This is a genomic window from Psychromicrobium xiongbiense, assembly GCF_030271165.1.
In the GTDB taxonomy this organism is placed as follows: Bacteria; Actinomycetota; Actinomycetes; order Actinomycetales; family Micrococcaceae; genus Renibacterium; species Renibacterium xiongbiense.
Genome location: NZ_JASSZH010000009.1, coordinates 391,904 through 416,226, shown reverse-complemented (window position 1 = coordinate 416,226; position 24,323 = coordinate 391,904). Strand labels below are relative to the sequence as shown.

General features: G+C 63.9%; 30 protein-coding genes, 1 other RNA gene and 1 riboswitch. Of the genes, 15 read left to right on the top strand and 16 right to left on the bottom strand.

Going from position 1 to position 24,323, the window contains the following annotated elements; all coding sequences use genetic code 11:
• Positions 1 to 38: 38 nt before the first annotated feature.
• Genes QQM37_RS04675 through prfB form a run of 5 tightly spaced genes read left to right on the top strand, consistent with a single transcriptional unit; the run spans position 39 to position 2,846 of the window.
• Positions 39 to 287, top strand: coding sequence for a hypothetical protein (locus QQM37_RS04675; protein WP_285725387.1), 249 nt, complete (start codon positions 39 to 41; stop codon positions 285 to 287).
• A 1-nt stretch (position 288) separates the two neighbouring features.
• Positions 289 to 708 (top strand): TadE family protein, encoded by a 420-nt coding sequence (locus QQM37_RS04670; RefSeq protein WP_285725386.1) that lies wholly within the window; start codon positions 289 to 291, stop codon positions 706 to 708.
• Positions 709 to 727: 19 nt separating this feature from the next.
• On the top strand, positions 728 to 1,171 hold the full coding sequence (locus tag QQM37_RS04665; RefSeq protein ID WP_285725422.1) for a hypothetical protein: 444 nt from the start codon (positions 728 to 730) through the stop codon (positions 1,169 to 1,171).
• Positions 1,168 to 1,683 (top strand): pilus assembly protein TadG-related protein, encoded by a 516-nt coding sequence (locus QQM37_RS04660; protein WP_285725385.1) that lies wholly within the window; start codon positions 1,168 to 1,170, stop codon positions 1,681 to 1,683. Before QQM37_RS04665 ends, QQM37_RS04660 begins: the two co-directional genes overlap by 4 nt.
• A 44-nt stretch (positions 1,684 to 1,727) precedes the next feature.
• Positions 1,728 to 2,846, top strand: coding sequence for a peptide chain release factor 2 (gene prfB, locus QQM37_RS04655; RefSeq protein ID WP_285725383.1), 1,119 nt, complete (start codon positions 1,728 to 1,730; stop codon positions 2,844 to 2,846).
• Between the two features lie 53 nt (positions 2,847 to 2,899).
• Here prfB and QQM37_RS04650 read toward each other — a convergent pair whose 3' ends face one another.
• Complete coding sequence (locus QQM37_RS04650) at positions 2,900 to 3,490, bottom strand: dihydrofolate reductase family protein (RefSeq protein ID WP_285725382.1); 591 nt, start codon at positions 3,488 to 3,490, stop codon at positions 2,900 to 2,902.
• Positions 3,491 to 3,719: 229 nt separating this feature from the next.
• Between QQM37_RS04650 and ftsE the strand changes: the two genes are divergently transcribed.
• The 7 genes from ftsE to ssrA all read left to right on the top strand — a co-directional run bounded on the left by ftsE (position 3,720) and on the right by ssrA (position 9,964).
• Positions 3,720 to 4,448 (top strand): cell division ATP-binding protein FtsE, encoded by a 729-nt coding sequence (ftsE, locus tag QQM37_RS04645; RefSeq protein WP_285725381.1) that lies wholly within the window; start codon positions 3,720 to 3,722, stop codon positions 4,446 to 4,448.
• Positions 4,445 to 5,359 (top strand): permease-like cell division protein FtsX, encoded by a 915-nt coding sequence (gene ftsX / locus QQM37_RS04640; RefSeq protein ID WP_285725380.1) that lies wholly within the window; start codon positions 4,445 to 4,447, stop codon positions 5,357 to 5,359. The genes ftsE and ftsX overlap by 4 nt, the downstream gene beginning before the upstream one ends.
• A 9-nt stretch (positions 5,360 to 5,368) precedes the next feature.
• Positions 5,369 to 6,748 carry a M23 family metallopeptidase gene (locus QQM37_RS04635; RefSeq protein ID WP_285725379.1) on the top strand — a complete coding sequence of 460 codons (1,380 nt, stop codon included), beginning with the start codon at positions 5,369 to 5,371 and terminating at the stop codon, positions 6,746 to 6,748.
• A 148-nt stretch (positions 6,749 to 6,896) separates the two neighbouring features.
• The gene (smpB, locus tag QQM37_RS04630) at positions 6,897 to 7,367 is read left to right on the top strand and encodes an SsrA-binding protein SmpB (protein ID WP_285725378.1); all 471 of its coding nucleotides are present in this window, start codon (positions 6,897 to 6,899) and stop codon (positions 7,365 to 7,367) included.
• Positions 7,368 to 8,249: a cytochrome c oxidase assembly protein gene (locus tag QQM37_RS04625; RefSeq protein WP_285725377.1), complete on the top strand. Its 882-nt coding sequence runs from the start codon at positions 7,368 to 7,370 to the stop codon at positions 8,247 to 8,249.
• Positions 8,239 to 9,546: a glycoside hydrolase family 3 N-terminal domain-containing protein gene (locus tag QQM37_RS04620; RefSeq protein ID WP_285725376.1), complete on the top strand. Its 1,308-nt coding sequence runs from the start codon at positions 8,239 to 8,241 to the stop codon at positions 9,544 to 9,546. Before QQM37_RS04625 ends, QQM37_RS04620 begins: the two co-directional genes overlap by 11 nt.
• Before the next feature lie 49 nt (positions 9,547 to 9,595).
• Positions 9,596 to 9,964, top strand: a transfer-messenger RNA (tmRNA) gene (gene ssrA, locus QQM37_RS04615).
• Between the two features lie 88 nt (positions 9,965 to 10,052).
• On the opposite strand, the gene QQM37_RS04610 is transcribed toward ssrA, so the two are convergent.
• On the bottom strand, positions 10,053 to 10,625 hold the full coding sequence (locus QQM37_RS04610) for a hypothetical protein (RefSeq protein ID WP_285725374.1): 573 nt from the start codon (positions 10,623 to 10,625) through the stop codon (positions 10,053 to 10,055).
• A gap of 242 nt (positions 10,626 to 10,867) precedes the next feature.
• Between QQM37_RS04610 and QQM37_RS04605 the strand changes: the two genes are divergently transcribed.
• Positions 10,868 to 11,251 carry a YrdB family protein gene (locus QQM37_RS04605; RefSeq protein ID WP_285725373.1) on the top strand — a complete coding sequence of 128 codons (384 nt, stop codon included), beginning with the start codon at positions 10,868 to 10,870 and terminating at the stop codon, positions 11,249 to 11,251.
• 57 nt (positions 11,252 to 11,308) lie between these two features.
• Here the strand turns inward: QQM37_RS04605 and QQM37_RS04600 are convergent, their stop codons facing one another.
• The 10 genes from QQM37_RS04600 to QQM37_RS04555 all read right to left on the bottom strand — a co-directional run bounded on the left by QQM37_RS04600 (position 11,309) and on the right by QQM37_RS04555 (position 20,505).
• Positions 11,309 to 11,692, bottom strand: a complete 384-nt coding sequence (locus tag QQM37_RS04600) for a fluoride efflux transporter FluC (RefSeq protein ID WP_285725372.1) — start codon at positions 11,690 to 11,692, stop codon at positions 11,309 to 11,311.
• Entirely contained in the window at positions 11,689 to 12,141 is a 453-nt protein-coding gene (locus QQM37_RS04595; protein ID WP_285725371.1) for a FluC/FEX family fluoride channel, read from the bottom strand. Before QQM37_RS04595 ends, QQM37_RS04600 begins: the two co-directional genes overlap by 4 nt.
• Positions 12,131 to 12,856, bottom strand: a complete 726-nt coding sequence (locus QQM37_RS04590; RefSeq protein WP_285725370.1) for a metal-dependent transcriptional regulator — start codon at positions 12,854 to 12,856, stop codon at positions 12,131 to 12,133. The genes QQM37_RS04595 and QQM37_RS04590 overlap by 11 nt, the downstream gene beginning before the upstream one ends.
• A 4-nt stretch (positions 12,857 to 12,860) precedes the next feature.
• A complete protein-coding gene (locus QQM37_RS04585; RefSeq protein WP_285725369.1) occupies positions 12,861 to 14,141 on the bottom strand; it encodes an Nramp family divalent metal transporter in 1,281 nt (426 codons plus the stop codon).
• A gap of 91 nt (positions 14,142 to 14,232) precedes the next feature.
• Positions 14,233 to 15,027, bottom strand: coding sequence for a class I SAM-dependent methyltransferase (locus tag QQM37_RS04580; protein ID WP_285725368.1), 795 nt, complete (start codon positions 15,025 to 15,027; stop codon positions 14,233 to 14,235).
• Positions 15,028 to 15,041: 14 nt separating this feature from the next.
• Positions 15,042 to 16,454: an aminotransferase class V-fold PLP-dependent enzyme gene (locus QQM37_RS04575; RefSeq protein WP_285725366.1), complete on the bottom strand. Its 1,413-nt coding sequence runs from the start codon at positions 16,452 to 16,454 to the stop codon at positions 15,042 to 15,044.
• Between the two features lie 38 nt (positions 16,455 to 16,492).
• A riboswitch (SAM riboswitch) is annotated at positions 16,493 to 16,606 on the bottom strand.
• Between the two features lie 104 nt (positions 16,607 to 16,710).
• Positions 16,711 to 17,529, bottom strand: coding sequence for a histidinol-phosphatase (hisN, locus tag QQM37_RS04570; RefSeq protein ID WP_285725365.1), 819 nt, complete (start codon positions 17,527 to 17,529; stop codon positions 16,711 to 16,713).
• A gap of 62 nt (positions 17,530 to 17,591) precedes the next feature.
• Positions 17,592 to 18,656, bottom strand: a complete 1,065-nt coding sequence (rsgA, locus tag QQM37_RS04565) for a ribosome small subunit-dependent GTPase A (protein ID WP_285725364.1) — start codon at positions 18,654 to 18,656, stop codon at positions 17,592 to 17,594.
• Complete coding sequence (aroA, locus tag QQM37_RS04560) at positions 18,653 to 20,038, bottom strand: 3-phosphoshikimate 1-carboxyvinyltransferase (RefSeq protein ID WP_285725363.1); 1,386 nt, start codon at positions 20,036 to 20,038, stop codon at positions 18,653 to 18,655. The genes rsgA and aroA overlap by 4 nt, the downstream gene beginning before the upstream one ends.
• Positions 20,035 to 20,505 (bottom strand): DoxX family protein, encoded by a 471-nt coding sequence (locus QQM37_RS04555; RefSeq protein WP_285725362.1) that lies wholly within the window; start codon positions 20,503 to 20,505, stop codon positions 20,035 to 20,037. Before QQM37_RS04555 ends, aroA begins: the two co-directional genes overlap by 4 nt.
• 195 nt (positions 20,506 to 20,700) lie before the next feature.
• On the opposite strand from QQM37_RS04555, the gene QQM37_RS04550 reads away from it, so the two are divergent.
• The gene (locus QQM37_RS04550; RefSeq protein ID WP_285725361.1) at positions 20,701 to 21,399 is read left to right on the top strand and encodes a sigma-70 family RNA polymerase sigma factor; all 699 of its coding nucleotides are present in this window, start codon (positions 20,701 to 20,703) and stop codon (positions 21,397 to 21,399) included.
• Positions 21,396 to 21,656, top strand: coding sequence for a mycothiol system anti-sigma-R factor (gene rsrA / locus QQM37_RS04545; protein ID WP_285725360.1), 261 nt, complete (start codon positions 21,396 to 21,398; stop codon positions 21,654 to 21,656). Before QQM37_RS04550 ends, rsrA begins: the two co-directional genes overlap by 4 nt.
• A gap of 112 nt (positions 21,657 to 21,768) precedes the next feature.
• On the opposite strand, the gene QQM37_RS14500 is transcribed toward rsrA, so the two are convergent.
• From QQM37_RS14500 to QQM37_RS04530, 4 genes are all read right to left on the bottom strand, one after another.
• Complete coding sequence (locus QQM37_RS14500; RefSeq protein ID WP_369299106.1) at positions 21,769 to 21,843, bottom strand: 50S ribosomal protein bL37; 75 nt, start codon at positions 21,841 to 21,843, stop codon at positions 21,769 to 21,771.
• Positions 21,844 to 21,969: 126 nt separating this feature from the next.
• Positions 21,970 to 22,575, bottom strand: coding sequence for a PadR family transcriptional regulator (locus QQM37_RS04540; RefSeq protein ID WP_285725358.1), 606 nt, complete (start codon positions 22,573 to 22,575; stop codon positions 21,970 to 21,972).
• Between the two features lies 1 nt (position 22,576).
• A complete protein-coding gene (locus QQM37_RS04535) occupies positions 22,577 to 23,398 on the bottom strand; it encodes a DUF4097 family beta strand repeat-containing protein (protein WP_285725357.1) in 822 nt (273 codons plus the stop codon).
• Positions 23,395 to 24,201: a DUF4097 family beta strand repeat-containing protein gene (locus QQM37_RS04530; protein ID WP_285725356.1), complete on the bottom strand. Its 807-nt coding sequence runs from the start codon at positions 24,199 to 24,201 to the stop codon at positions 23,395 to 23,397. The genes QQM37_RS04535 and QQM37_RS04530 overlap by 4 nt, the downstream gene beginning before the upstream one ends.
• Positions 24,202 to 24,323: the final 122 nt, after the last annotated feature.

Genomic DNA, 24,323 nt, shown 5'->3' with positions numbered 1-24,323 from the left:
CCGCGCTCGACGACCACCAACTGGGAAGGGAACTCCTCATGATCACCAAACGCACTCACGGCAGGGTGAGCATCCTGAGTCTGACGCTCGGTCTGACCGCATGGTTCACGGCGCTCTCCGGCCTGCTGATGCGCCGCATCGACAGCGGCGAGGACCGAGAACGGGGAGACGTCCCGGGCTGGGTCATGGTCACCTTGATGACGGCGATCCTGGTGGCGGGCCTGTTGGTGGTTGCCGGCCCCGCGCTGGAGAAGATGTTCGTCGATGCCATGGCGAGGATCAAGTAACGTGTCCCCTCGCCATGGCGCGGTGAGCGCCGGGGAAGTACGGCAGGCACGGGACACCGAGCGGGGGAGCGCCATCGTCGATTTCGTGCTGGTAGGGGCACTCCTGACGCTGATCCTCCTCTCCATCGTCCAGCTGGCGCTGGTCCTGCATGTACGCAATACGCTGATTGACGCGGCGGCCTCCGGCGCCCGCTACGGCATCCTGATGGATCGGACCCCACAGGAGGCCGTGTCCCGCACCCAGGATCTGGTCGGCACTGCGCTCAATCCGGCCTTTGCCCGCGAGGTAAGTGCCTCCGAGGAAATGGTCGATGGCGTCCGGACCCTCAAGATCACGGTGCGGGCACCGTTGCCCTTCATTGGTCTGTTCGGACCGGCTGGCCTACTGGTGGCGACTGGGCATGCGGCATTTCAGCGCTGAAAGAGCCACCGTGAAAAAGATGGCAGCCTTCTGGCGCCGGATCTTCCATGAGGACACCGAAGTCGGCAGCGCGGTTGTGGAGTTCGTGACACTCGGCACCATGCTGCTGATCCCCCTGATCTACTTCATCCTGACCGTCGGCCAGATCCAGGGTGGCTCCTATGCCGTCGTGGGAGCAGCCGATCAGGCAGCCAAGGTCTACGCCAGTGCGCGCACCGCCGACGACGCCGCCCGGCAGGCCGAGCAGGCAGTCGCGCTGGCCATGCGCGACTACGGTTTTCCGCGGGAGAACGTTGCCATGGCCGTGCACTGTGCACCGAAGGACTGTTTTGCGGCAGGCTCCATGGTCACCGTGACGGTCAGTCTGAAAGTTCCTCTGCCACTCATCCCGTTCCTGGGGATCAATTCCTCAGTCACTACCGTCGACTCCACCGCAGCTCAGGTGATGGGACGCTTCCGATGAGCGGCTGTACCCGACGCCATCTGCACCTTGCTCAACGCACCAATAAGGGCGAAGACGGCCAGACCATGGTGCTCATCGTCGGGTATGTGCTGCTTGCCCTGCTGGTGGTGTGCACCGTCGTCGCGCTCTCTTCCGTCTACCTGGAACATAAAAAGCTCCTCTCCGCCGCGGACGGAGCCTCGGCAGCCGCAGCGGATGGCTTCACCCTCGAGGCCCTGAGCGGCTCGGCCGGATCAACCGGCTCGCCAGGTTCCACGGGAGGAGCGGGTACACCGGATGCTGCGCTCGCGAGCGGACGCGTTCAGGCCATGGCCAGTCGGTACGCCGATCAGATGGGTCTGGGTGCCAGATTCGACCAGTTTGCAATCGGCGCGGACACCGGCTCCTCGGACGGAACCACCGCGACGGTGACCTACGCCGCCGTGGTACATCCGCCCATCCTGAGCATCTTCCTTCCCTCGGGCATCCAGATCTCGGCTACCAGCACCTCACGGCCGCGACTTCAGCGTTAGCCCGGGAACTGAGCGCCGCCTCAGATGTTCTAAGCTTGAGGATCATGGCTGACATCGATTTTCCAGCGGAAATCCGCGAACTGCGCGGCACCTACGACTCCATTGAGCGGGTGATCGATGCTGAGGCACTGCGAGCCGAAATCGAGGAGCTCTCCGAACAGGCTGGCGTGCCCAACCTTTGGGACGATCCGGCAGCAGCTCAGAAGGTGACGTCCAGGCTCTCCCACGCGCAGTCCAAACTGGAGCGGCTGGAGACGCTGAACAGCCGGATCGACGATCTTGAGGTGCTGGTGGAGCTGGCGGAGGGGGAGGCCGATGCCGATTCCCTCGCCGAAGCCACACGCGAGCTTTCCTCACTGGCCAAGGCGCTGGAGGAGCTGGAAATCGTGACTCTCCTGGCCGGAGACTACGATGAACGCGAAGCGGTGGTCACCATCCGTTCCGGTGCCGGGGGAGTGGACGCCGCCGACTTCGCTGAGATGCTCATGCGGATGTATCTGCGCTGGGCTGAGCGCCATGGCTATCCCACCGCCATTCTCGATACCTCCTACGCGGAAGAGGCCGGTCTGAAGTCCGCGACCTTTGAGGTCAAGGCACCCTATGCCTTCGGCACACTGAGCGTGGAAGCCGGAACGCATCGCCTGGTCCGGATCAGCCCCTTCGACAACCAGGGCCGCCGTCAGACGTCCTTTGCCGCCGTCGAGGTCATCCCGCTCATCGAGCAGACGGACAGCATCGAGATCCCGGAAAGCGACATCCGGGTGGATGTGTTCCGTTCCTCCGGGCCCGGCGGGCAGTCGGTCAACACGACCGACTCCGCCGTGCGCCTGACGCACCTTCCCACCGGCACCGTGGTGTCGATGCAGAATGAGAAATCGCAGCTGCAGAACCGCGCGGCTGCGATGCGCGTTCTCCAGTCCCGACTCCTGCTGTTGAAGAAGCAGGAAGAGGACGCGGAGAAGAAGGCACTCGCCGGGGACGTCAAGGCCAGCTGGGGCGATCAGATGCGCTCCTATGTGCTCAACCCCTACCAGATGGTCAAGGATCTGCGTACCGAGCATGAAGTGGGGAACACCTCGGCTGTGCTCGATGGCGACATCGACGATTTCATTGACGCAGGCATCCGCTGGCGCGCCAACCGGCGCAATGCAGAGGAAGTCTGAGCTCAACCAGGGAACAGCAGCCTCCCGCCCCACGGCTGGCCAGCTCTGCCTGGCTAGTTCTGCTCCGCACCGCGGATTGCATACCGGTGCATCGTCACGCCCTGCTCAAAGGATGCCTGCTCGATCAGGTCCAGCTCCACTGGTACCTCATGATCATCGAAAAGCGGGCGACCCTCGCCCAGAATGACAGGGTGGGTGAAGAGCAGGAGCTCATCGAGAAGATTCGCTGTCAGCAGGCTTGTGGCCAGGGTTGCGCCGCCGACGCCGATATCGCCCTCCGACTGCGCACGTAGCTCAGCGAGTTGCTCCATGACTGTCTCGCCGCCGATAATCCGGGTGTAGTGGTCCGCCGTGGTGCGGGTGTTGGAGACGAGAACCTTGGGCCGTGAGGTCCAGATTTCACCGTATTCTCGGAGAAAATCTGGGAGCGACTCGTCGTGCCTTGCCGCAGGCCAGAAGGCCTCCATCGTCTCGTAAATGACCCGGCCTTCGATCATCAGGGACATCGCCCGTGCTCGCGCGTTGAACTCGCGATGCAGGGACTCGCCAATGCGCATCCAGTTCCCGCCACCCTGCTCGTTGACGGCGTGTTCGATCCGGAGATCGAGCGAAACATTCATCCAGTACACGAATCGAGCCGACATGGATTTCTCCTTCTGGGCGCACTCGTCGAGGCCTTTGGCGAGAGCGGTCTGCACCTGCTGATGTCGACTATGCCGGAGGCCCCGGCAGCTGGCAAGGTCCTGCCGTAAAAGCCGACACACCGGGTGCCGTCCCGGGTTTACCTGGCCCCTGATGCCTATAGTCGGTACAGCCGGAGGACTCTTCCTCGACCCCTGACCCAGCCTCCGGTGCTGCTGGGTAGTGAGAGCCATGATTCGTTTTGACACTGTCACCAAGGTCTATGACCGCAAAGGCAAGCCCGCACTGGACAAGGTTTCCATGGAAATCGATCGGGGCGAGTTTGCCTTCCTGGTGGGCGCCTCCGGTTCCGGAAAGTCGACCTTCCTGCGGCTGGTTCTCAAGGAGGATGTAGCCACCAGCGGCACCGTTTTCGTTGCCGGCCAGAACGTTGCCCGTATTTCCTCCTGGCGCGTTCCCAAGCTGCGGCGCGGCATTGGCGTTGTGTTCCAGGATTTCCGTCTGCTCCCGCAGAAGACGGTGTTCGCCAATGTCGCCTTTGCGATGCAGGTGATCGGCAAGAACCGTAGCGTCATCCGGGAGACCATCCCCGAGGTGCTCAAAACGGTGGGCCTCTCCGGCAAGGAAAACCGGATGCCCCACGAGCTCTCCGGTGGTGAGCAGCAGCGTGTGGCCATTGCCCGCGCCGTCGTCAATAAACCGGGTATTCTGCTGGCCGACGAGCCAACCGGAAACCTAGATCCGGATACCTCTCTGGGCATCATGAAGGTGCTGGACAAGATCAACCAGAACGGCACCACGGTGGTCATGGCCACGCACGATGACGACATCGTCAATCAGTACCGCAAGCGAGTCATCGAGCTGCGCGGTGGCGTGGTGGTCCGGGACGAAGCGAAGGCGTTGTACACCTCGATGATCCCGAAGGTGGACCCTGCGAAGGCATCGGAGGCTCAGGCATGAGGGTCGGATTCATTCTGGGAGAGATTGGTTCCGGCCTGCGCCGCAACCTCTCCATGGTCATCTCGGTGGTGCTGGTGACCTGCGTATCGCTGGCCTTCGTGGGTGCTGCGCTGATGCTGCAGACCCAGATCACCAATATGAAGGGCTACTGGTACGACAAGATCCAGGTGTCCATCTTCCTGTGTGGCAAGGACTCCGTGGCTCCCACCTGCAACGGTCAGCCGGTTACCGACGCACAGAAGCAGAACATCCAGGCACTGCTCAACAGCCCGGCGATCAAGCCGTACGTCAAGAGCGTCACCTTTGAGACCCAGCAGGAAGCACTGGTCCATATCAAGGACCAGATGAAGGATTCACCCATTGTCGACTCCTTCACGGTCGACCAGATGCCCTCCTCGTTCCGGATCGGTCTGGCGGACCCGGAGAAATTCCCGATCTTCAAAGAGGCCTTCTCCTCGGTTGATGGCGTTGACCAGGTGGTCGATATGCGCCAGTTGCTGGAGGGCCTGTTCAAATGGATGAACGTCGGGACGGCTGCGGCCGGCATTGTCGCGGTTCTGATGACCGTGGCCGCTTTCCTTCTGGTGGCGACCACCATCCGACTGTCCGCCTTCAGCCGTCGGCGGGAGACCGGCATCATGCGTCTGGTGGGTGCCTCGAAAACGGTGGTCCAATTGCCCTTCATTCTGGAGGGCGTGATCTCGGCCGTGATTGGCGCTCTGTTGGCCATTCTGGGTCTGTGGCTCGTGGTGGTGCTGCTGGTCCAGGGGAATCTTCAGCCCGCGAGCCCACTGACGCCGTATATCACGGTGGAACAAGTGTGGTGGGTGGCGCCGGTGCTGCTCGCCATCAGCGTGGTGGTGGCCGGGCTGTCGTCCTGGCTGACGCTGCGCCGCTGGGTGAAGGTGTAGAGGCAGGCAATGAATCAGAATCCGATGACCGCACAGAATCCACGCTCCGCAGGGCGGAGGGCTGTCCGCTCCGTTCGCTTCTGGAGCGCGGCCGCCGCTCTGGGCCTGGCCGTGGGGATGTTGATTCCCGCCATGACGCCCACTGTGGCACGTGCCGATAACCTGGATGACCAGGCAAAACAGCTTCAGCAGCAGGCAGCCCAGGTGCAGTCCTCGCTGGAGTTCGTCGATGCCGGAATCGCCAAGGCAGCATCAGACCTGACCTTGTATACGGGAATGCTGCCTGCGGCACAGCAGGCGCTGGCTGATGCGCAGAACCGGGTGGCTGCGGCGACCGCCGAGGTGTCCTCGCTGGCAGCACGGGTTGATCTGGCGCAACAGAATAAGAATAAGATCACGGCACAGATCGCCCAGGATTCCCAGAAAACGCAGGATTCACAGAAGCTGATCGCCCAGATCATCAGCCAGTCCTACAAGAACGGTGGCATGCCCACCGGAATGAGTCTTCTGCTGGGCGGTGATCTGATCCAGTCGGTCGACGGCGTCGCTCTGGCCGAGCAGGCTCTGCGCAGCCAGTATGCAGCGCTGGACAAGCTCACCCAACAGAATGCGACCAACCTCAACTCCCAGGCTCGCCTGGCCGCTGTCGAGGCGGAGATCGTCGATCTGAAAGCCAAGGCGGACGCAGCTTTGCAGGCTGAGCAGGCCGCTCAGAACGATGCGGCCGCCAAGAAGGCCTCCCTGGATAAACTGCTCAGCGATACCACGGCCCTGAGCAAGGAGCTCAACGACAAATTGCCTCAGATCCAGGCGCAGCTGGCTGATGTGAAGGCCAAGCAGCAGGCTGTGGCTGATCAGATCGCTGCACGTCAGGCTGCCGAGTTGGCCGCCTGGCAGGAGCAACAGCGTGCCGCTGCCGCCGCACGGGGTAACAATAATTATGTTCCGGCGCCGGTGGGGAGCCCGTCCGCTTTTGGGCTCACCAATCCTTATCCGGGGTACTACATCATCTCGGGATTCGGCTGGCGGGCCACCCCGCCGGGGACCATTGACCCTTACGGCACGGGCTCCTATCTGCATTCCGGAGTAGATTTCAACGCCCCGTGTGGCACCCCGGCGTATGCCGCTGCGGCCGGGACCGTGGTGGGCGCAGGCTGGTTCAATAACGGCGGTGGCAATGGAGTGCAGATCTCGCACGGTGTGATTCAGGGCAACGCCCTGACCACCATGTACTACCACAACACCTCTGTGGTGGTGTCGGTGGGCCAGCACGTTGAGCAGGGGCAGTTGATCGCTTACACCGGGACCTCCGGCAACTCCAATGGCTGCCACGCGCACTTCGAGACCTGGCTCAACGGCAAAGTGGTGGACCCGGCACCGCTGCTCTGAGCAGGCTGTCGCCGGCGCTGTCACCCGATATTCGCCTACTGCCGCTGTTACTGCTTCCGGCGCGGTAGCATGATTAAGCCCCGGAACAGCCATACATCGCAGCGCTGTTTGCCGTGTACTGGGCGTCCATGCCGCGAAAGGAGTCACCATGCCGAAGGAAACCGGCCGGAAGGTCATTGCCACCAATCGTAAGGCCCGGCACGAATACCTCATTGGTGACACCTTCGAGGCAGGTCTGGCGCTGATGGGAACCGAGGTGAAGTCGCTCCGGGAAGGCCGCGCGAATCTCACCGATGGGTTTGCCAGCTTCGACGGAGATGAATTGTGGCTTGAGGCCGTCTACATCCCGGAGTATCTGAATGGTTCCTGGACCAATCACAGTGCTCGTCGTCGCCGCAAACTCCTCCTGCACCGGGCGGAACTGACCAAAATCGCCCACAAGACCCGTGAGGCCGGTTTTACGATCGTGCCCTTGCAGCTCTACTTCCTGGATGGTCGTGCCAAGGTCGAGGTGGCGTTGGCTAAGGGCAAGCGCGAGTACGACAAGCGCCAGGCGCTACGCGAGGCTCAGGACAACCGGGAAGCCTTGCGTGCCATGCGCGAAAAGAACCTGGGCTAAATGCCCTCCGCGGCCGAGTTCTTCAGTACCTGGGGCTTTGCTCCCTGGCCGGTGTTACTCGCTGTCCTCCTCGGAGGGCTCTATCTCTGGGGCCGGGCCAGAGTCCCGGACTGGCCACTCTGGCGCACCCTGGCATTCCTTCTGCTGGGCCTGGGAGGGTACCTGGTGGTCAGTTGTGGGTTCCTGGGTTTTTATGCGGGGGCCTTGCGCTGGGCATTCGTTCTGAAGTTTGCCCTCCTGCTTTTTGTCATCCCGCTCCTGATGGCGCTGGGCGACCCACTGCGGCTGGCTGGACTGGCCATCCCGCAGGGAGAGTTGCGCCGCCAGCTGGCCCGAATCGTCCGTTGGCCGCTGGCCGTCCTGGGGAACGCCGTCGTCGCCCCTCTGGTGGGTCTGATTCTTTTCTCCCTCATGCTGACGCCGCTGGCGGGCTTCATGCGGCTCAGCCCCGGCTTTGAGGCTGCAGGCTCGGTACTGACCCCGCTGCTCGGTCTGGCCATGGTGTTACCGCTGGCATCCACCACCAAACGGGTGGCGAGTGCTGTGCTGCTGCTCGAGTTCCTCTTCGCCTTTATTGAGTTGCTGGCTGACGCGATCCCGGGGATCTTCCTGCGTCTGGCGGACACCGTGCTCGATGGCGTCGGACCGGCACCTGGCACGCTGCCCCGGCCCTGGTTCCCCCAGGCTCTCAGGGACCAGCAACTTGCCGGGGACTGGCTCTGGTTTGTGGCCGAGGCTGCGGACCTGCCGTTGCTGATTCTGCTGGTCATGCGATTTGCCCGGACGGAGCGCCGGGAACGCGCTGAGGTGGACGCGCTGAGCGATGATGAGTTGGAAGCGCTCACTCAGGCGCATCTGGGAAGGACCAGCGATGCGTCGTAGAAGACTGCTTCCTCTGCTGGCGGTCACCAGCCTGCTGACCGTGTTTCTTGCCACCGGTTGCCAGCCGGGTAAGGACCCTGGCAGCACCGGCTCGTCCAGCCTGCCGATGGCCGTCTCCACCAGTGCCGACGCCAGCCCGACGCCGTCCATCGGTGCGACCGAGCAGCCCACCAGCGGCGTCCTGGGAGGGGGAGCCAGCCCGACTCCCGGCCCGTCAGCCGGCCCGGGGAAAACGGCGGTTCCCTCCGCCTTGGGGCGTGCACAGCAGGCACTGGCCACACTCACGCTTCAACAAAAAGTCGGGCAAGTGCTGATGGTCTCAGCCCCGGTGATCGGGGCAGATCAGGCGAGTCTGTATGCGCTGACCACTCTGCACGTGGGGAACGTCTTCCTGAAGGGCCGTTCCTACGGCGGAGTGGCGGCTGCAGCACAGGTTGCAGCCGCCGTTGCAGCAACGGTTGGCCAGGCCAGCACAGGCGGGATCAAGCAGTTCATTGCCACGGATCAGGAGGGTGGCCTGGTGCAGACGATGACCGGGCCTGGCTTCTCCGTGATCCCCTCCGGCATCGAACAAAGCTCCCTGGGGCCGGAGTCATTGCACAGTCAGGCGATGGTCTGGGGGCAGCAGCTGGCGGCGACTGGGGTAAATCTGAACCTGGCCCCCGTGCTGGATGTGGTTCCCTCGCCGACCTTTGCACCGCTCAACGCGCCCATCGGCCATTTCGGCCGTGAGTACGGGTTCAGCCCGGACGCAGTCTCCGCGCTGGGCATGGCGGCGTCCCGAGGCTGGCAGGACGGTGGTGTCCAGAGCGTTGTGAAGCATTTCCCCGGTCTGGGGCGGGTCAAGGCCAATACCGACACCGCTGCGAACGTCGTCGATGCGGTCACCACTCGCAGTGATCCCTACCTCAAGCCGTTCCAGACCGCTGTGAATACCGGCAATCGCTGGATCATGGTCTCCAACGCCCTCTACACGGCGATTGATGCCAACAACATTGCGCCGTTCTCCTCGACGGTGATCCAGGGCATGCTTCGCGGGGATCTTGGGTTCCGTGGTGTCGTCATGTCTGACGACCTCTGCGACGCAGCGCAACTGGGATCCTTCGCACTGCAGGATCGCGGGGTCAATTTCCTCAACGCTGGTGGGACCATGGTCCTGTGTACCAATCAGCTCAAGGTGCAGGAGGTCTACGAGGGCCTGCTGAACCGCGCAGTCTCGAATCCCTCCTTTGCCGATAAGCTGGACGCGGCAGCTCTGAAGGTGCTGGAAATAAAAGCCGAGTCGGGGTTGCTGTAGCAACTGACCAGCGAATGAGGTAGAGTCGGTGGCCTTGATAAATACATACGGGGATGACAGGTTTCGACGATGTTAGTCGCGACAGGTGACGCGGGCCGAGGATGCAGGGTTATCTCGTGAACGCTCTCTGCAAAACCAATAAGTGCCAACTCTAAGCGCACTGACTTCGCTCTCGCTGCCTAAAGCAGCCTGACGGTCCGTCAAGCCGGGAATGCTCTCTACCCGGATCTTGGCGTCATTTAGAGAGCCACTGCTTTGTAGCGTTGCCGTTGCGCTACAAGGGACTTTTAGACGGCTGGGCCCGGCAGCGACTTGTTTGCATGATCGCTGGGGCCGAGAAAAACCGAAGCAAACTGCGCCCGGAGAAGCCCTGGCAACACGACATCGGACGGGGGTTCAATTCCCCCCATCTCCACGTTTCGCGAACCACAGCGTTTCGCGAACGTTAACGGGAAAAGCACCTGCGATCGCAGGTGCTTTTCCCGTTAACGTTCGCGTTTTGGCGCTCAGAGCGCCTCGTCCTGGTCCTCATCCTCGGCGGTTCCGGACCCTTCGGAGCCCGTTGCATCGTCACGGTTCGTTTCGCCGGGGGTCGTGCTGCTGTCCGATTCCGCCATCACTATGGAGGCGCAGAGTCCCGTCACGGCGGCCACGAAAATAAACCACAGCGCCGGTTGAATGCTGGTGGTTTTGGGGGAGAGAAAGGTGAACAGGGCCATATTCAGAGGAGCAAGGATGGCCAGCGCGGCCAGGATGACGCTCAACGGACGGGCCCAGCGAACCGTTGGCACCATCACCAGCAGCAGTAGTGCCACGGCGGCACACAGGATGACGATGAACGGAAGCCCGCCCGCCAGGAAACTGTTCCAGCTGAACCCACTGGTGCGGCCGGGAGGTATGCCGAAGCTCTTGAGCAGCACCTGAAAACCGGTGGAATCGATGGTCGTCCCGCGGGAACCGCCACCGAATCTGAACCAGACCAGGCCGAGGCTGATGAACAACAACACAGAGGACAACAAGGCACCCGCGCGCCCCAACACTCGACGCTGACCCATCACAGCCCTATCGGCAGTGATCACCGTTGCCCCTCTTTCCGCACGCCCCACATCGCCGGTGATACATCTGCGGATCACCGGATCATAGTTGTTGCTAGGAATCTAACACTTCCGGGGTGGCGCGGACTAAGCGACTGCGGGAAATGTCGATTCGGCTCCGGTACCCCGCCCTGCACTGCACGGGGGAGCGGGTTCCGGTTGCTAGGATTCGATCAAGAGCGTTTTGAGCGAGATCGCCCGAGGTGTATCCGTGGGCGGGACGATGAGTGGGGGCATTGCCTGTGGGGAGAAGGCGTCAACGGTCCAACCTGAAACTGGCGCATGGCATTCTGGCGTTTGCGCTGGAGGTCGCCCTTCTGGTGGCAACCTTCTTCATCGCTTGGAAGAGCCTGGCGTTCCCCTGGGGCCTGCTCCTCGGCATTCTGGCAGTGGCCGTCGTCGTGTTGCTCTGGGGCCTCTACCTGGCACCGAAGGCCCGGCGACGGCTCTCCTGGCCGCTCCAACCGCTGGCCGCACTTCTGCTCTTCGTCGTGGCGGGGATTGGCCTGATTTCTGTGGGCTGGCCCCTCTTCGGCATTCCGTTGATCATCGTGGCGGCACTCAGTACCGGTCTGGAATTCTGGCTGGGACCGGGACGCCCGCAGTCTTAAGGTCCTGAACAGCAACTCGGTGGAGCAGCGCACGGTTCAGGATGAATGAGCACAGCGTCAGTGGTGCGTCAGGCTGAAGCCCCACCAGGCGAGGGCCAGGCCCAACGCCAGATTGGCGGCGACGCTGATTGCCGCCCGCCATCGGTGCCCCTGACGCCAGAGGCTGACCGTTGCCACGGCGAAGGAGCTGAAGGTCGTCAGTCCACCGGCGAAGCCCGTGGCCAGCACGGTGTGGGCCTGCTCGGAAAGATGGGCTGAGGCAGTCAGCCCGGCAGCGGCCCCAATGATGAAACTGCCGATGGCGTTCACCACCAGAGTGGCCAGCGGCCAGTGTGATGGCCGACCGGGTGCGAACCTGCCGCCGCGGGCGAACAGGGCATCCACAGCGAACCGGAGCAACCCGCCCAGCATGCCGGCGCACCCGATGAGCAGTGCCGTCATCGTGCCGTCTCCGACGTCGCAGGGAGGCTGTCCTGCCGGCTCTGCCGTTGCCGCGCCCAGTGCTGGCCCGCGGTGAGGCCCAGGGCGGCAGCTGCCAGGCCTGCGACGAGGGTGACGAGCAGATACGTCACCGCGAGAAGGATGGAGCCCTGAGAATCAAGTTGATTCACGGCATAGACCACGGCGGAGAACGTGGTGAAGGCGCCCAACAGTCCAGGTCCCAGGGCAGCTCTCAGCCACCATCTCGCAGCCCGTATGCTCCAGTAGCCTGTCAGAGCGGCGAGGGCGGCCGCGCCGACCACATTGATCGTCAGGGTGGTCCAGGGGAGTCCACCGGAGCCCTCCGGGAAGAGAAGGCCAAGCCCGTAGCGCACTTCTGTGCCGACGAAGGCGCAGACGGCGACCGCGAGCCAGGCGCGCCACGGCGGCCAGTGACCGCTACGGCTCACGAGAGGTACCCACGGTGCATCCTACGTGTTCGCGGGTGTCTGCGATCCAGAGCGCCGAGCCGACCTCGTCACTGACATCCAGCTCACGCAACTGATGATCCTGACCCTCCAGGCGGACCACGAGCGAACCGCCGAAGGGTTTGCGCCCCACCACCTCCACCGCGGAGTCCAGAGTGATCCGTTCCTGTTCGAGGTAGCGCAGCAGAAGTGGGTTTTCGTCACTGATCCGGGTGATCTGTCCCTGGTGTCCGGCATCCAGGACCGTCAGCTGATGGGCAGTCGGAATGGTGATCACGCCGTCGGCACCCGGGATCGGATCGCCATGCGGATCGCGGTCCGGGTTACCTAGGCGTTCCGCCAGCCGGTCCACGAACCGCTCGGAGACGGCGTGTTCCAGCGTCTCCGCCTCATCATGAACCTGATCCCAGCTGTAACCCAGTTCCCGGGCCAGGAACGTTTCAATCAGACGATGCCGGCGCACCATGGAGAGGGCCAGCTGGTAGCCGACCGCAGTCAGCCTGACCGCGGCATAGGGCTGGTGATCCACCAGCCCCAGCTCCACCAGCTTGCGGACCATCTCAGAGACAGAGGAATTGGCCACTCCCAGTTTGAGGGCCAGCTGGCTGGAGTTCAGTGGCTTGTCCTGCCACTCGGTATGAGCGTAGATGACCTTGACGTAGTCTTCCACGCTGGAGGAATGGACCGAGGGTTTCACGACTTCAGAATACCGTCAGCACCACCAGGGCAAGATTGAGCGCCACGATCAACCCCACGCCGACGATGGCGGCGATGCGCAATGCCAGCCCGTCCCGGTGCTCACCCATCACCGTGTGATTCGAGGTGAGCCGGATCAGGGGGATCAGGGCGAAGGGGATGCACAGGCTCAGAATCGCCTGACTGATCACCAGCGCCTGCGTGGAATCGATGGACAGGCTCAGCACCACGAGAGCCGGAATCAGGCCAATCGCGCGTCGGGCCAGCAGCGGCATCTGGATTTTCACCAGGCCTCCCATGATGACGGCGCCCGCATAGGAACCCACCGAGGTGGAGGCGAGGCCGGAGGCCAGCAGCCCGATGGCGAACACCCCGGCAACCGCGGGGCCCAGATGGGCCGCGATGGCCGCATGCGCGCCCTCGATGCTGTCGGTTCCGCTCTGCCCCTGCAGGGCAGAGGCAGCCAGCAGCAACATACCCAGGTTGACGCCGCCGGCCAGGACCAGGGCCAGGACGACATCGAGCCGCGTCGCCCGGATCAACCGGTGCAGTACCGGGGCGCTGGGGGCTGTGCTGCTCTGCCTTGTGCTACTGGCCGGGCGATGCCGATCCCGGCTCAGTGCTGAATGGAGGTAGATGGCATGCGGCATGACCGTGGCACCCAGCATACTGGCCGCCAGCACCACTGAACCGGGTCCGTCAAAACGGGGGAGCAGCCCGGCGGCGAGCTGCGTGGGATCGGGCGGACTGACGAACAGCCCGGCCAGGAACCCCAGGGTGATGACGGCCAGCAGCGCCCCGATCACCCCTTCGAACCGACGTTGCCCATAGCGGTTCTGTACACTCAGCAAGCCCATGGACACGAGCCCAATGATCAGGCCACCCCAGACCAGTGGGAGGCCGAACAGGAGGTTGAGTGCGATGGCGCCGCCGATCACTTCAGCCAGATCGGTGGCCATGGCCGCCAGCTCCGCCTGGACCCAGAAGCTCCGACGTGCCCACGGGTGGAGCCGCATTCCGATGAGTTCCGGGAGCGATTTCCCGGTGACCAGACCCAGTTTGGCTGACTGATACTGCACCATCATGGCCAGAAGGTTTGCCGCGATCAGGACCCAGACCAGCAGATAGCCGTAGCGGGCACCGCCGGTGAGATTTGCGGCCACGTTCCCCGGGTCGACGTAGGCGATGGCGGCCACGAAAGCGGGGCCTAGAAGGAGCAGCTGCCGGGGGAAGATGAGCCGTCGTCGGCGCTGATCAGGCGCGGGAGGCGCGGTCGTCTGATCCATAGATTCAGGATACCTCGACATTAATTTAAGGCAAGCCGAAATTATGAATCAAGGTAGCCCGCTCTTACTGCCTGGCTCTACTGCCCCGGTTCTACCGCTGGGGGCGGAGCGTCATCCTCCAGGACAGCGCCTGGTACGGCAGTTCCAGATTCTCGCCCACGGTATGGCCCAAATGCTCATACAGGTACCAGCGCAGGTTGGTCAGTACCCGCTCCCGGTCCCTGGTGCCAGCACGGAGAAAGTAGCTGCGGGAGGTTGCCAGTTCCAGGATTTCCTCCGGGGTGAGCCTCTGCTGCCAGAGAACCACCTGATGCTCCGCGGGGCTGAACTGCGGGCTTACCTGCGGGTCGACGCCGGTGCGGTGCACATCGCCGGCATGCATGATCCGGGACAGCCGGTGGACCCAGGGAACCGTGACGTCAAGCTGGTTCCAGATCAAGGCCAGGCGCCCGCCGGGGCGGAGTACCCGGGCGATCTCCGCGCTGGCCGCCTGGTGATCAAACCAGTGCCAGGCCTGGGCCACGACCACCGAGTCCACCTGGCCATCTGCCAGCGGCAGCGCCTCTGCGGTTCCCAACAGAGCCTGTGCCGTGGGCAGACTGAGCCGTAGCTGGGCGAGCATATCCTCGGAGGGATCCACCGCAACGACCCGATGCCCCCGGGCCAGGAGGGCTCCGGTGAGCTTCCCGGTCCCGGCTCCCAGATCTAACACATCCAGGGCTCCGGTGCCGGAGGGAACCAGCCAGTCCACACTTTCCTCGGGATAGCCGGGGCGGATCCGGTCATAGGTCTGCCCGCCACTCAGAAACGCCGCAGCCAGCTCCTGGCGCCGGTCCTGGTCAAATTTAGGGCCACCCGGCTGAGGAAGTAGGGGAATGGTGGGCATAGGCAGACCTCCGGTCAGGATTCGGCGATGCAGGGTGCCGCGCCCGCCGTTCCCGGAGTATTGGGTGCCCAGTCGGGGAAGGACCGAGCGTCGTTCGCCGGAATCCACCGGCCAGCATCCACCACATAGTCCCACCGGGGCCCGTCAGCCACCAAGCTGCGAACGCCCTCAATCAGCCGTTCGGCATCGGCGCGCCGCGATCCGAGCCCAAAGCTGGCGCGCAGTGAGCCGGTTGGCAGGCCCAGTCGACGCAACAGGGGGTGGGCGCAGAACCGGCCGTCACGCACACCGACGGCAAACTCGGCGGACAGCACGGCAGCGACCAGACCGGCGTCGTACCCTTCCACCGAGAAATTGACCACACCGATGCTGCCGGTTTGCGGGTACTGGACCGAGTCCTCGAACAGACGGTGGACCGAGACGCCATCGATCGTTTCCAGGCCCGTCACCAGATACTCGCGCAACTGCTCTTCGTGGTGCTGCCAGCTGCTTTCCTCCAGCGAGCCGATGACCTGGAGAGCGCGGGCCAGCGTCGCGGCGCCCAGCACATTGGGGGTGCCACCCTCATGGCGTGCCGGGCCTTCGGCCCAGCTGACGCTTTCCAGTTTGACCTCCCGCACTGCGCCGCCACCTGCCAGATGCGGGGTGCCTGCATCCAGCCAGTCCGGACGGCCCAGCAGGACGCCGGAGCCGAAAGGCGCATAGAGCTTGTGGCCGGAGAAAGCGACGTAGTCCACCTCCCAGGCTGCGATCTCGAGGCGGCGATGGGGGATCAGCTGGGCGGCATCAATCACAATTCGGGCGCCGTAGCGGTGGGCCAGCCGGGCGAGTTCCGCCACGGGCAGGACCTCACCGGTGACATTGGAGGCCCCGGTCACGGCGAGCAGAGCCACCGACGAAATGCTCAGCTCGCGTTCCAGCACCTCCAGCGTCTCCGCAATGGTGCTCCCGGCAAGAACACTGCGATGCGGCAGCGCCTGCCACGGCAGCAGGTTCGCATGGTGCTCAATATCCAGGTAGAGCACCTCGCCACCCTCCGGCAGGCAATGCGACAGCAGATTGAGCGCGTCGGTGGTGTTGCGGGTAAAGATCACGGCGTCATCGGCGCGCCCGCCCACCGCCTGGCGGACGATTGTCCGGGCGTTTTCATAGACCGAGGTGCTGATCTGCGAGGCATAGCCGGCACCGCGATGGACGCTTGCGTAGTAGGGCAGGATCTGCTGAAGGTAGTCCGCCACCTGTTCCAGAGCCGGGGCCGAGGCGGCGTAATCCAGGTTCACATACCGACGCTCGCCGCCCTGGACGAGAGGGGCGCTCAGCTCGCCGCCAACCACGGGCACAAGGGGCGATGCCGACAATTCAGGCAGCCCTGTGAAGTAGGAATCCTGGGCGGATACGGGGCTGTTCTCGGTCAGTGTGGTGCTCATGACGACTCCTCGACTGGTGGGATCCCACAGCGAGAGGAGATCCGCGCTTGCCGGTACCACCTCGGTCCGGCCAGGTCGTCACCCGGGGCACCCCGCCGCGGCGGGAGGGTTGCCGGCCAGCAAACCGGGGTTTAGCGCTGGCACTCGTGACCTTTGTGTCAGCGTAGTGCGGGCGGGCGAACGAGTGCAACCGCCCGCCCAACTGTGTCGCAATAGTTGCTCAAAAACAGGGGGCGACTTTCAGCGCTACTGCGACCTAGTGGGGGAGGAGGGGGTCGAGGTCCGGGTTGAGCACAGCCAGTGCTTCAGAATGCAGGATGCCGTTCGTGGCCAGAGCATTGCCGCCGAACGGACCGTCGACGCCGTCCAGCGAGGTGAACCGGCCGCCGGCCTCGGTAACGATCGGCACCAGGGCCGCCATATCATGCAGATTCAGCTCCGGCTCACAGGCGATGTCCACTGCACCTTCCGCCACCAGGCAGTAGGACCAGAAATCCCCGTAGGCCCGGGTGCGCCAGCTGGCGTCCATCAGGGTCAGGAAATTGCCCAGGTTGCCGTGCTCCCGCCAGCCAGCGAGCGAGGAGTAAGACAGCGACGCGTCGCTGAGCTGGGAGACATTGGACACGGAAATCCGGGTTGCCGCAGCGAGAGACTTCCCGGTGAACGCGCCGCTGCCCAGAGCAGCCCACCAGCGCTTGCCCAGTGCAGGAGCACTGACCAGGCCGACCACCGGAACACCCTCGTCCACCAGGCAGATGAGCGTGGCCCAGACCGGAACGCCCCGGACAAAGTTCTTGGTGCCATCGATGGGATCGACGATCCAGCGTCGGGGCCCGTGGCCTGTGCTGCCGGATTCCTCACCGAGGAAGGCGTCCCGGGGCCTGGCCCGGGCCAGCTGCGCACGGATGCTCTCCTCCGCGCTCTGATCGGCATCGGTCACCGGAGTGAGATCGGGCTTCGTCTCAACCCGCAGATCCAGCGCCTTGAAGCGCTCCATGGTGTGTGCGTCGATGCTGTCCGCAATCACGTGGGCAAGGCGAAGATCGTCGTTGTAGCTGCGTGGCTCCGGAGTCATAGGTTCACGCTATCAGTCAGGGAGTCCATCCCTGGCGCGCTTGCGGGCGAATCGCCAGCGGTTCAATCACTGCGTTTCTGCACCAGAAGACGCCGGAACGAGGCCAGACGTGCGGCGGCACCCGGATGGGCCTCGACATCCTCTGCCCAGGGGTCGAGCGCGCACTCGGGCGCATCGGCCTCATGAGAGCACCCGCGCGGACAGTCCAGCGCCACCGGGGCCAGATCGTCGAAGGCGCTGAGGATCCGGTTGGGATCCACATGGGCCAGGCCGAAGGACCGGATGCCCGGGGTATCGATGATCCAGCTGCCGGGCACACCGTCGGCAAGTTTCAGGGCCAGAGCGGACGATGACGTATGGCGGCCACGCCCGGTGACGGCATTCACCCCGCCGGTGGCCCGGGTGGCCCCGGTGAGCGCGTTCACCATGGTCGACTTCCCGACACCCGAGGGGCCGAGGAGAACGCCGACCTTACCCTGCAGCAGCGCTCGCAACTGTTCCACGGCCTCCGGGGCAGGGGCTGGTTCCTCGGTATCACCAGCCTCGAGTTCGCCAGGATCCGGTGTGGCGGTGTGGCTAAGCACCAGATCCAGCGCGAGATCTCCATACGCTTCGATCAGGGCGGTCGGGGTGAGCAGATCGGTTTTGGTGATCAGCAGCACCGGTTCGAGGCCGGCATCGTAGGCTGCCACCAGCGTCCGGTCGATGAATCCGGTGCGCGGTTCCGGATTTGCCGCAGCCACCACGATGACCAGGACATCAGCGTTGGCCACGACCACCCGCTCGATCGGATCGTTGTCATCGGCAGAGCGCCGCAGCACCGAGCTGCGGGGCTCGATGCGCACCAGTCGGGCCAGCGAGTCCGGGCCGCCACTGAGATCGCCAACCAGGCTGACCACATCGCCCACCACGACCTGCTGGCGGCGCAGTTCGCGCGCCCGCGCGGCGACGACCGTCCGCTCCTGGGCAGTTCCTTCGTCAACCACCCCGGTATACCGGCCACGGTCGACGGTGATGATCCGACCGAGCCCGGCATCGTCATAGCTGGGGCGATCCTTGGTGCGGGGACGGCTGCCCTTCTTGTTCGGCCGGATCCGCACATCGGATTCATCCCATTCCCGGTTCACGAGGCGCTCTGCTCCAGATGGCTGGCGGTCAGGGGGGCTGCGGCGACGTCCTGCGCGGTCTCCGGCCCGCTCCCTGCGAGCATGGCCTGCCAGAGCAAGGGAAACTCCGGCATGGTCTTGCCGGTGGTCGCGATGTTCTCCACCAGGATCCCGGGAACGGCGAGACCCAGAATCGCCCCTGCCGTGGCCATTCGATGGTCGGCATAGGTATGGAACGTGCCACCGTGTAACGGGGCGGGTTCGATCACGAGACCATCTGCGGTCTCCCGGACCGAGCCTCCCAGCGCGTTGATCTCGGTGACCAGCGCAGCGAGCCGATCCGTTTCATGACCGCGTAGATGCGCGATGCCGCTGAGCCGACTGGGCCCCTGGGCCAGCGCACAGAGCGCGGCAACGGTGGGGGCGAGTTCCGAAGTATCGGCGAACTCACCGCCCAGAATCCGCTCCCCGCCGCGCACCACCAGAGAGTCGCCGTCGAGCGTCATTTCTGCGCCCATCGCGGGCAGTATGGTGCGCCAGAGATCACCGACCTGACTGGTGCCCTGGGGCCAGTGGGGGATACGCACCTGCCCACCGGTGACCAGCGCAGCCGCCAGAAAGGGGCCGGCATTGGAAAGATCCTGCTCAATGCGCACATCGAAGGCGCGGATAGGGCCGGGGGAGACGATCCAGTGGTTAGGCACCGAATCATCGACCAGCACCCCCAGCTCGCGCAGGACGGCGATCGTCATGGCGATGTGGTCGGGGCTCGGTACCGGCTTGCCAACGTGTTCCAGATGGATGCCGAGCCGGAAGCGGGCGCCCACCAGCAGCAGCGCGGAGACGAACTGGGAGGAACCTGCGGCATCGACCTGAACATAGCCGCCATCCAGGGCACCCGTTCCGGTCACGGTGAAGGGCAGGGAACCCGGCCGACCCCCGGCGCCGTCGGCTGCTGCCACCGGGACGCCCAGCGCCGCCAGCCCGGCGATCACCGGGCTCATCGGACGACTCCTCGCATGGGGGTCGCCATCGAAGGTCACCTGACCGTCGATCAGGGCCGCCAGCGGGGGGACGAAACGCATCACGGTACCGGCCAGTCCACAGTCGATGGCGACCGGATCCGCCAGGTGGCGTCCCACGGGGAGGGGGGTGATCCGCAGATCCGGCCCGAAATCGCCCTCGCCCGGGAGCTCCTCCACCACGGCACCCAGGGCGCGCAGGGCAGCAATCATCAGCGCCGAGTCCCGCGAATGCAGCGGGCTGCGCAACAGGCTGGGTCCCTCGGCAAGAGCAGCCAGAATCAGGTAACGGTTGGTCAGCGATTTGGAGGCAGGAACGGTTAGCGTCGCATTAACCGGGCCGCTGGCGTGCGGCGCGGGCCAGGGATCAGCAAAACTCATGCGGCAGCCTTGGACCCTTTGTGTAGCACGGCCTCGGGAAGTGCCTCCAGGGCGGCCTTGGGCTTGAGTTTTTTACGGCCGGAGGAATCCACGGCAGCCAGCAGGACCGCACCGAACAGTGAGACATTCTTCAACAGCTGAGCCCGCTGCCAGCCGCGCGCCTGAGGTGTGCTGCTGTCCGCAGCCCCGTACTCGGCGGCGGCATTCACCCCGGAGGTCAATGCCAGCAGCAGACCGGAGAAACGGGTGCATTTGCCCAGTCCGAGCAGGATGCCGGCACCCACCTGAACACCGCCCAGCACGCGTGCCACAGTCTTCTCATCCACGGCAGGCAATGAATTCGCCACCGGGCGCAACACGAATCCCAAATTTTCAGCCGTTTCATCGGCAGTGCGGATGCGCTCGACTCCAGAGAGGATGAAGCTTGACGCCAGCAGCGGACGGGCAATGGCACGGATCAGGGACATGATGGCCTCCTTCGACAGGACAAGACAAGACCAGTCTGGCACTTTTACGGAATATTCTCCCCTTGGCACCCGTTGTCCATCAACAGGCAGCGGGAAGGAGCAGCAGACATGGCAGCAGCAACATTGCTTCGGCCCATCGCAGAGGAGCAGCTTTCAGTCTCTGATCGTGATGGTCTGCGACTAAGCTTGATCCCAATGAAAACCCCAGACACACAGAGCCCTGTTGCGACGCAGGAAGCTGAGGCGGAAGCCGCGACTCCGGCGAGCCTTGAGGACCCTACGCTTGATCCAGCAAATGAGACGCTGGAGGAGCGCAGGGCTCGATTCGAGCGTGACGCCATGCAGTACGTGGATCAGCTGTATTCAGCGGCCATGCGGATGGCACGCAATCCCAGCGACGCCGAGGATCTGGTTCAGGAGGCCTACACCAAGGCGTTCTCCGCGTTCCACCAGTACAAGCCTGGCACCAACCTCAAGGCCTGGCTGTACCGGATTCTGACCAATACCTACATCAATCTGTACCGGAAGCGGCAGCGTGAGCCGCTGCAGTCCGGCTCCGACCAGATTGAGGACTGGCAGTTGGCCCGTGCGGAATCGCACACCTCGAGTGGCCTGCGTAGCGCCGAGGCGGAGGCACTTGACCATCTGCCTGACTCCGATGTCAAGCGGGCGTTGCAGTCGATTCCGGAGGAATTCCGGCTGGCGGTCTACTTTGCCGACGTCGAGGGCTTTGCCTACAAAGAAATTTCAGAAATCATGAACACGCCCATCGGTACCGTCATGTCCCGGTTGCACCGGGGACGCAAGATGCTGCGTGAGCTCCTGGCGGATTATGCCGCCGAGCGTGGATTCAGCGCCACTACGGGCGCTGCAGTACAGGAGAAACAGCTATGAGCGATTGTCAGAGCCTGGGCGATTGCCAAGACGCACGCGTCGAGCGCATTTACGAATACCTTGATGGTGCCTTGTCCAGCGAGGACCTCACTGCGATTCGCGATCACCTGGCCTCCTGCCCTGATTGCGCCGGGGAGTACGACCTGGAATGTCTGATCCGTTCCGTCATCAAGCGTTCCTGCGCCGAAGTGGCTCCGGAGGCGCTCAAATCCTCCATTCTGGACCGCATTCACGCCATGAAGACCGTCGGGGCCTGAGCTCGTAGCCTGACCGCGCCTGCGGCATTGACCTGAACGATGAAGAACCCCCGGAATCAATGATTCCGGGGGTTCTTCTGTGATCCATCACTGAATCAGGCTTAACGCTGACTCAGGTGTTGGGACGCTTACCGTGGTTCGCGCCGCCACGCTTCCGGTCGCGACGCTTGCGTGCACGCTTGGACATGTCGGCCTCCGTTCTTTGATTCTGCTCGATTCGAGGTGATCCGGTCTCAGCTGAGCCGGAAAGTTTCGCAGTCAAGTCTTTCACACCTTTGCCACCCAGCCTAACCGGACCGCGCATCGCGAGAGCTCAGGGCTTGCGCAGGGTGTTCAGGACGGCGATCTTCGCCTGATCAAGCACGGTGCGGATGGTCTCCAGCGTGACCTCACTGAGGTATTCCTGGCGGGCTTGCTGGCGCAGTTCCACGCGCAGGTCATCCCGGAAGCTCTGCAGCATCATCTCGGCATCCTTGAGCAGGCGCTGGTTGGCGCTCGATGGCGCACTGGCCGGGCTGCGGCGCGCGGCGCTCCTGGCTGCCTCGGCAGTGGCGGCCAGGTCGGCACGCAGGCCCTTCATATTGGACCGGATGTCCTGGCGCAGTTCGTCCGCCAACCGACGCACGGAGGCGGAAATATCCGACTCCAGCGCATCGATCTCACCGCGCCGGGCATTGAGCTCCTCGAGCCCGGCGGGCGTGAGCCGGTAGATGGTGCGGCGTCCATCCGAGCTGGTGGCGACCAGCCCTTCCTCCTCCAGCTTGGCCAGCCGGGGGTACACCGTGCCAGCACTGGGGGAGTAGGTGCCGCCAAATCGGTCTGACAGGGCACGGATGACGTCATAGCCGTGCTTGGGGCCATCCTCCAGAAGAGCGAGCAGGTACAGGCGCAGGGCGCCGTGGGCAAAGACAGGCGGCATCTCAGGCCCCTGTTCGGTTGATGATGCTGACGCTGCCGGAGACGGAGGTGGCCTGCACCCTGGCCGGTGGTGGCGAATCCTGCAGATTCGCGGTCGGGCTGAAGCTGCGGCGGGTGAATCCCAGAACTCTGAAACTCTCCGCATTGACGCTGATTGCGCCACTCACCGTGGTCACGCTCAGATCCACTCCCTGCTCAGCGGGCAGCCGGAGCAGCAGATTGCCCGAGGCGGAGGTGCTCTGAACCCGCTCGATGGCGCCAACGCAGTCCAGACTGATGTCCCCGGTTGCGGTGTTGACCCGTACCTCAGTGAACGCGCCCGATGCCGTCATCTCTCCGGAAACCGAGTTCAGGCTCAGCGGACCCTGATGATTGCGGACGATGGCCTCACCGGAGGCGGTATTGACTCCGAGCTGGCCACGGGTGGAATCGGAGATGATCGATCCGGTGACTGAGGAGATTCTGACGGGAGCATGTATCCCGGTCACCAGGCCGTCCGCGGAGACAGTCCCGGCTTCGGTCCGGGTTCCCTGCGGGACCAGAAGGGTCAGGACCACCCGGTTGGTGCCGTCCATGACGCCCTGACCGGTGAACCACCGGGCGACATCGTGGTTGCCCTGGCGGATCTCGCACTGAGTGCCCTCCTGAACCACGGTGAGCGGATCGCCCTCCAGATCGGTGAGGGTCAGCCGCAGCACTTGCTCCTGGGGGTCCTCATGGGCGATCACGTCAAAGCGGCCGCCAATAGTGCGCAGGGACAGCGAGGATATCCCCTCCAGATCGAGGGTCTGCGGTTCGCTGAGTTCCCAGCTCCTGGCGTTCATCGGATGCCTCCCTGGACGTAGCTTTCGCGCTGGTGGACGATCGAGAGATCGCCTGAGACCGTGCTGGCCTTGAGACGAAATCTGCCCTCCTGGGGCCCGGAGCCGGCTTCGATGGTCTGGGCGGATCCCGAGAATCGCAGATCGTCGAGAATGACCTTACCGGAGACGGTTTTGGCCTGGAGATCGACGCCAACCTCTGCGGGCAGACGGAGCGTCATGTCTCCGGAGACTCCGGTGATCTGTGCTTCGGCGGGATGACCATTCAGATCGAAGGCCAGGTCTCCACTGACGGTTTTGGCGGAGATGGTGTGCAGATCGCCGGAGGCCGTGACCTCCCCGGAGACGCTTTTTGCGGTGAGCGGGCCCTGATGATTGCGGACCACGACCTCACCGCTGACGGTGTTGACGCTCATCGTCCCGGCAGTGGCATCGGACATCACGGAGCCGGAGACGGTATGCAGATCGGTGCTGGCGCGCATGCCGGAGATCAGCGCATCACCGTTGACGGTGGCGGCATGAACGGTGGTGTCCGGCGGAACGGCGATGCTGAGAGTGATGCGCTGATTCCTGGTGCCGATGCGCTTGAGCCAGCTGCCCCAGTTATCGGTGCCGTGTCGCACCACGAGAACGCCAGATTCCAGACTGATCTCGAGCGGGATGCTGTCGATATCAGTGACTTCCAGGCGGGTGACAGGTTCGGGGGAGGTGATGACATCCAGTCGGCCGCCGACCACGCTGACGCGCAACTCTGAGACGTCATCGAGATCGAGCGTTCGGGCTGAATCAATGGTCCAGTGACTCACGGGAGTCCTCCTTCTTGAGATATATCGCGTTGGTGAAATCACGATATATCTCAAGAAGGAGGAGAGTCAAGATATATCGCGTCTGATGGTCGTCATCAACACTCGGCACACAAGTGCCCCGC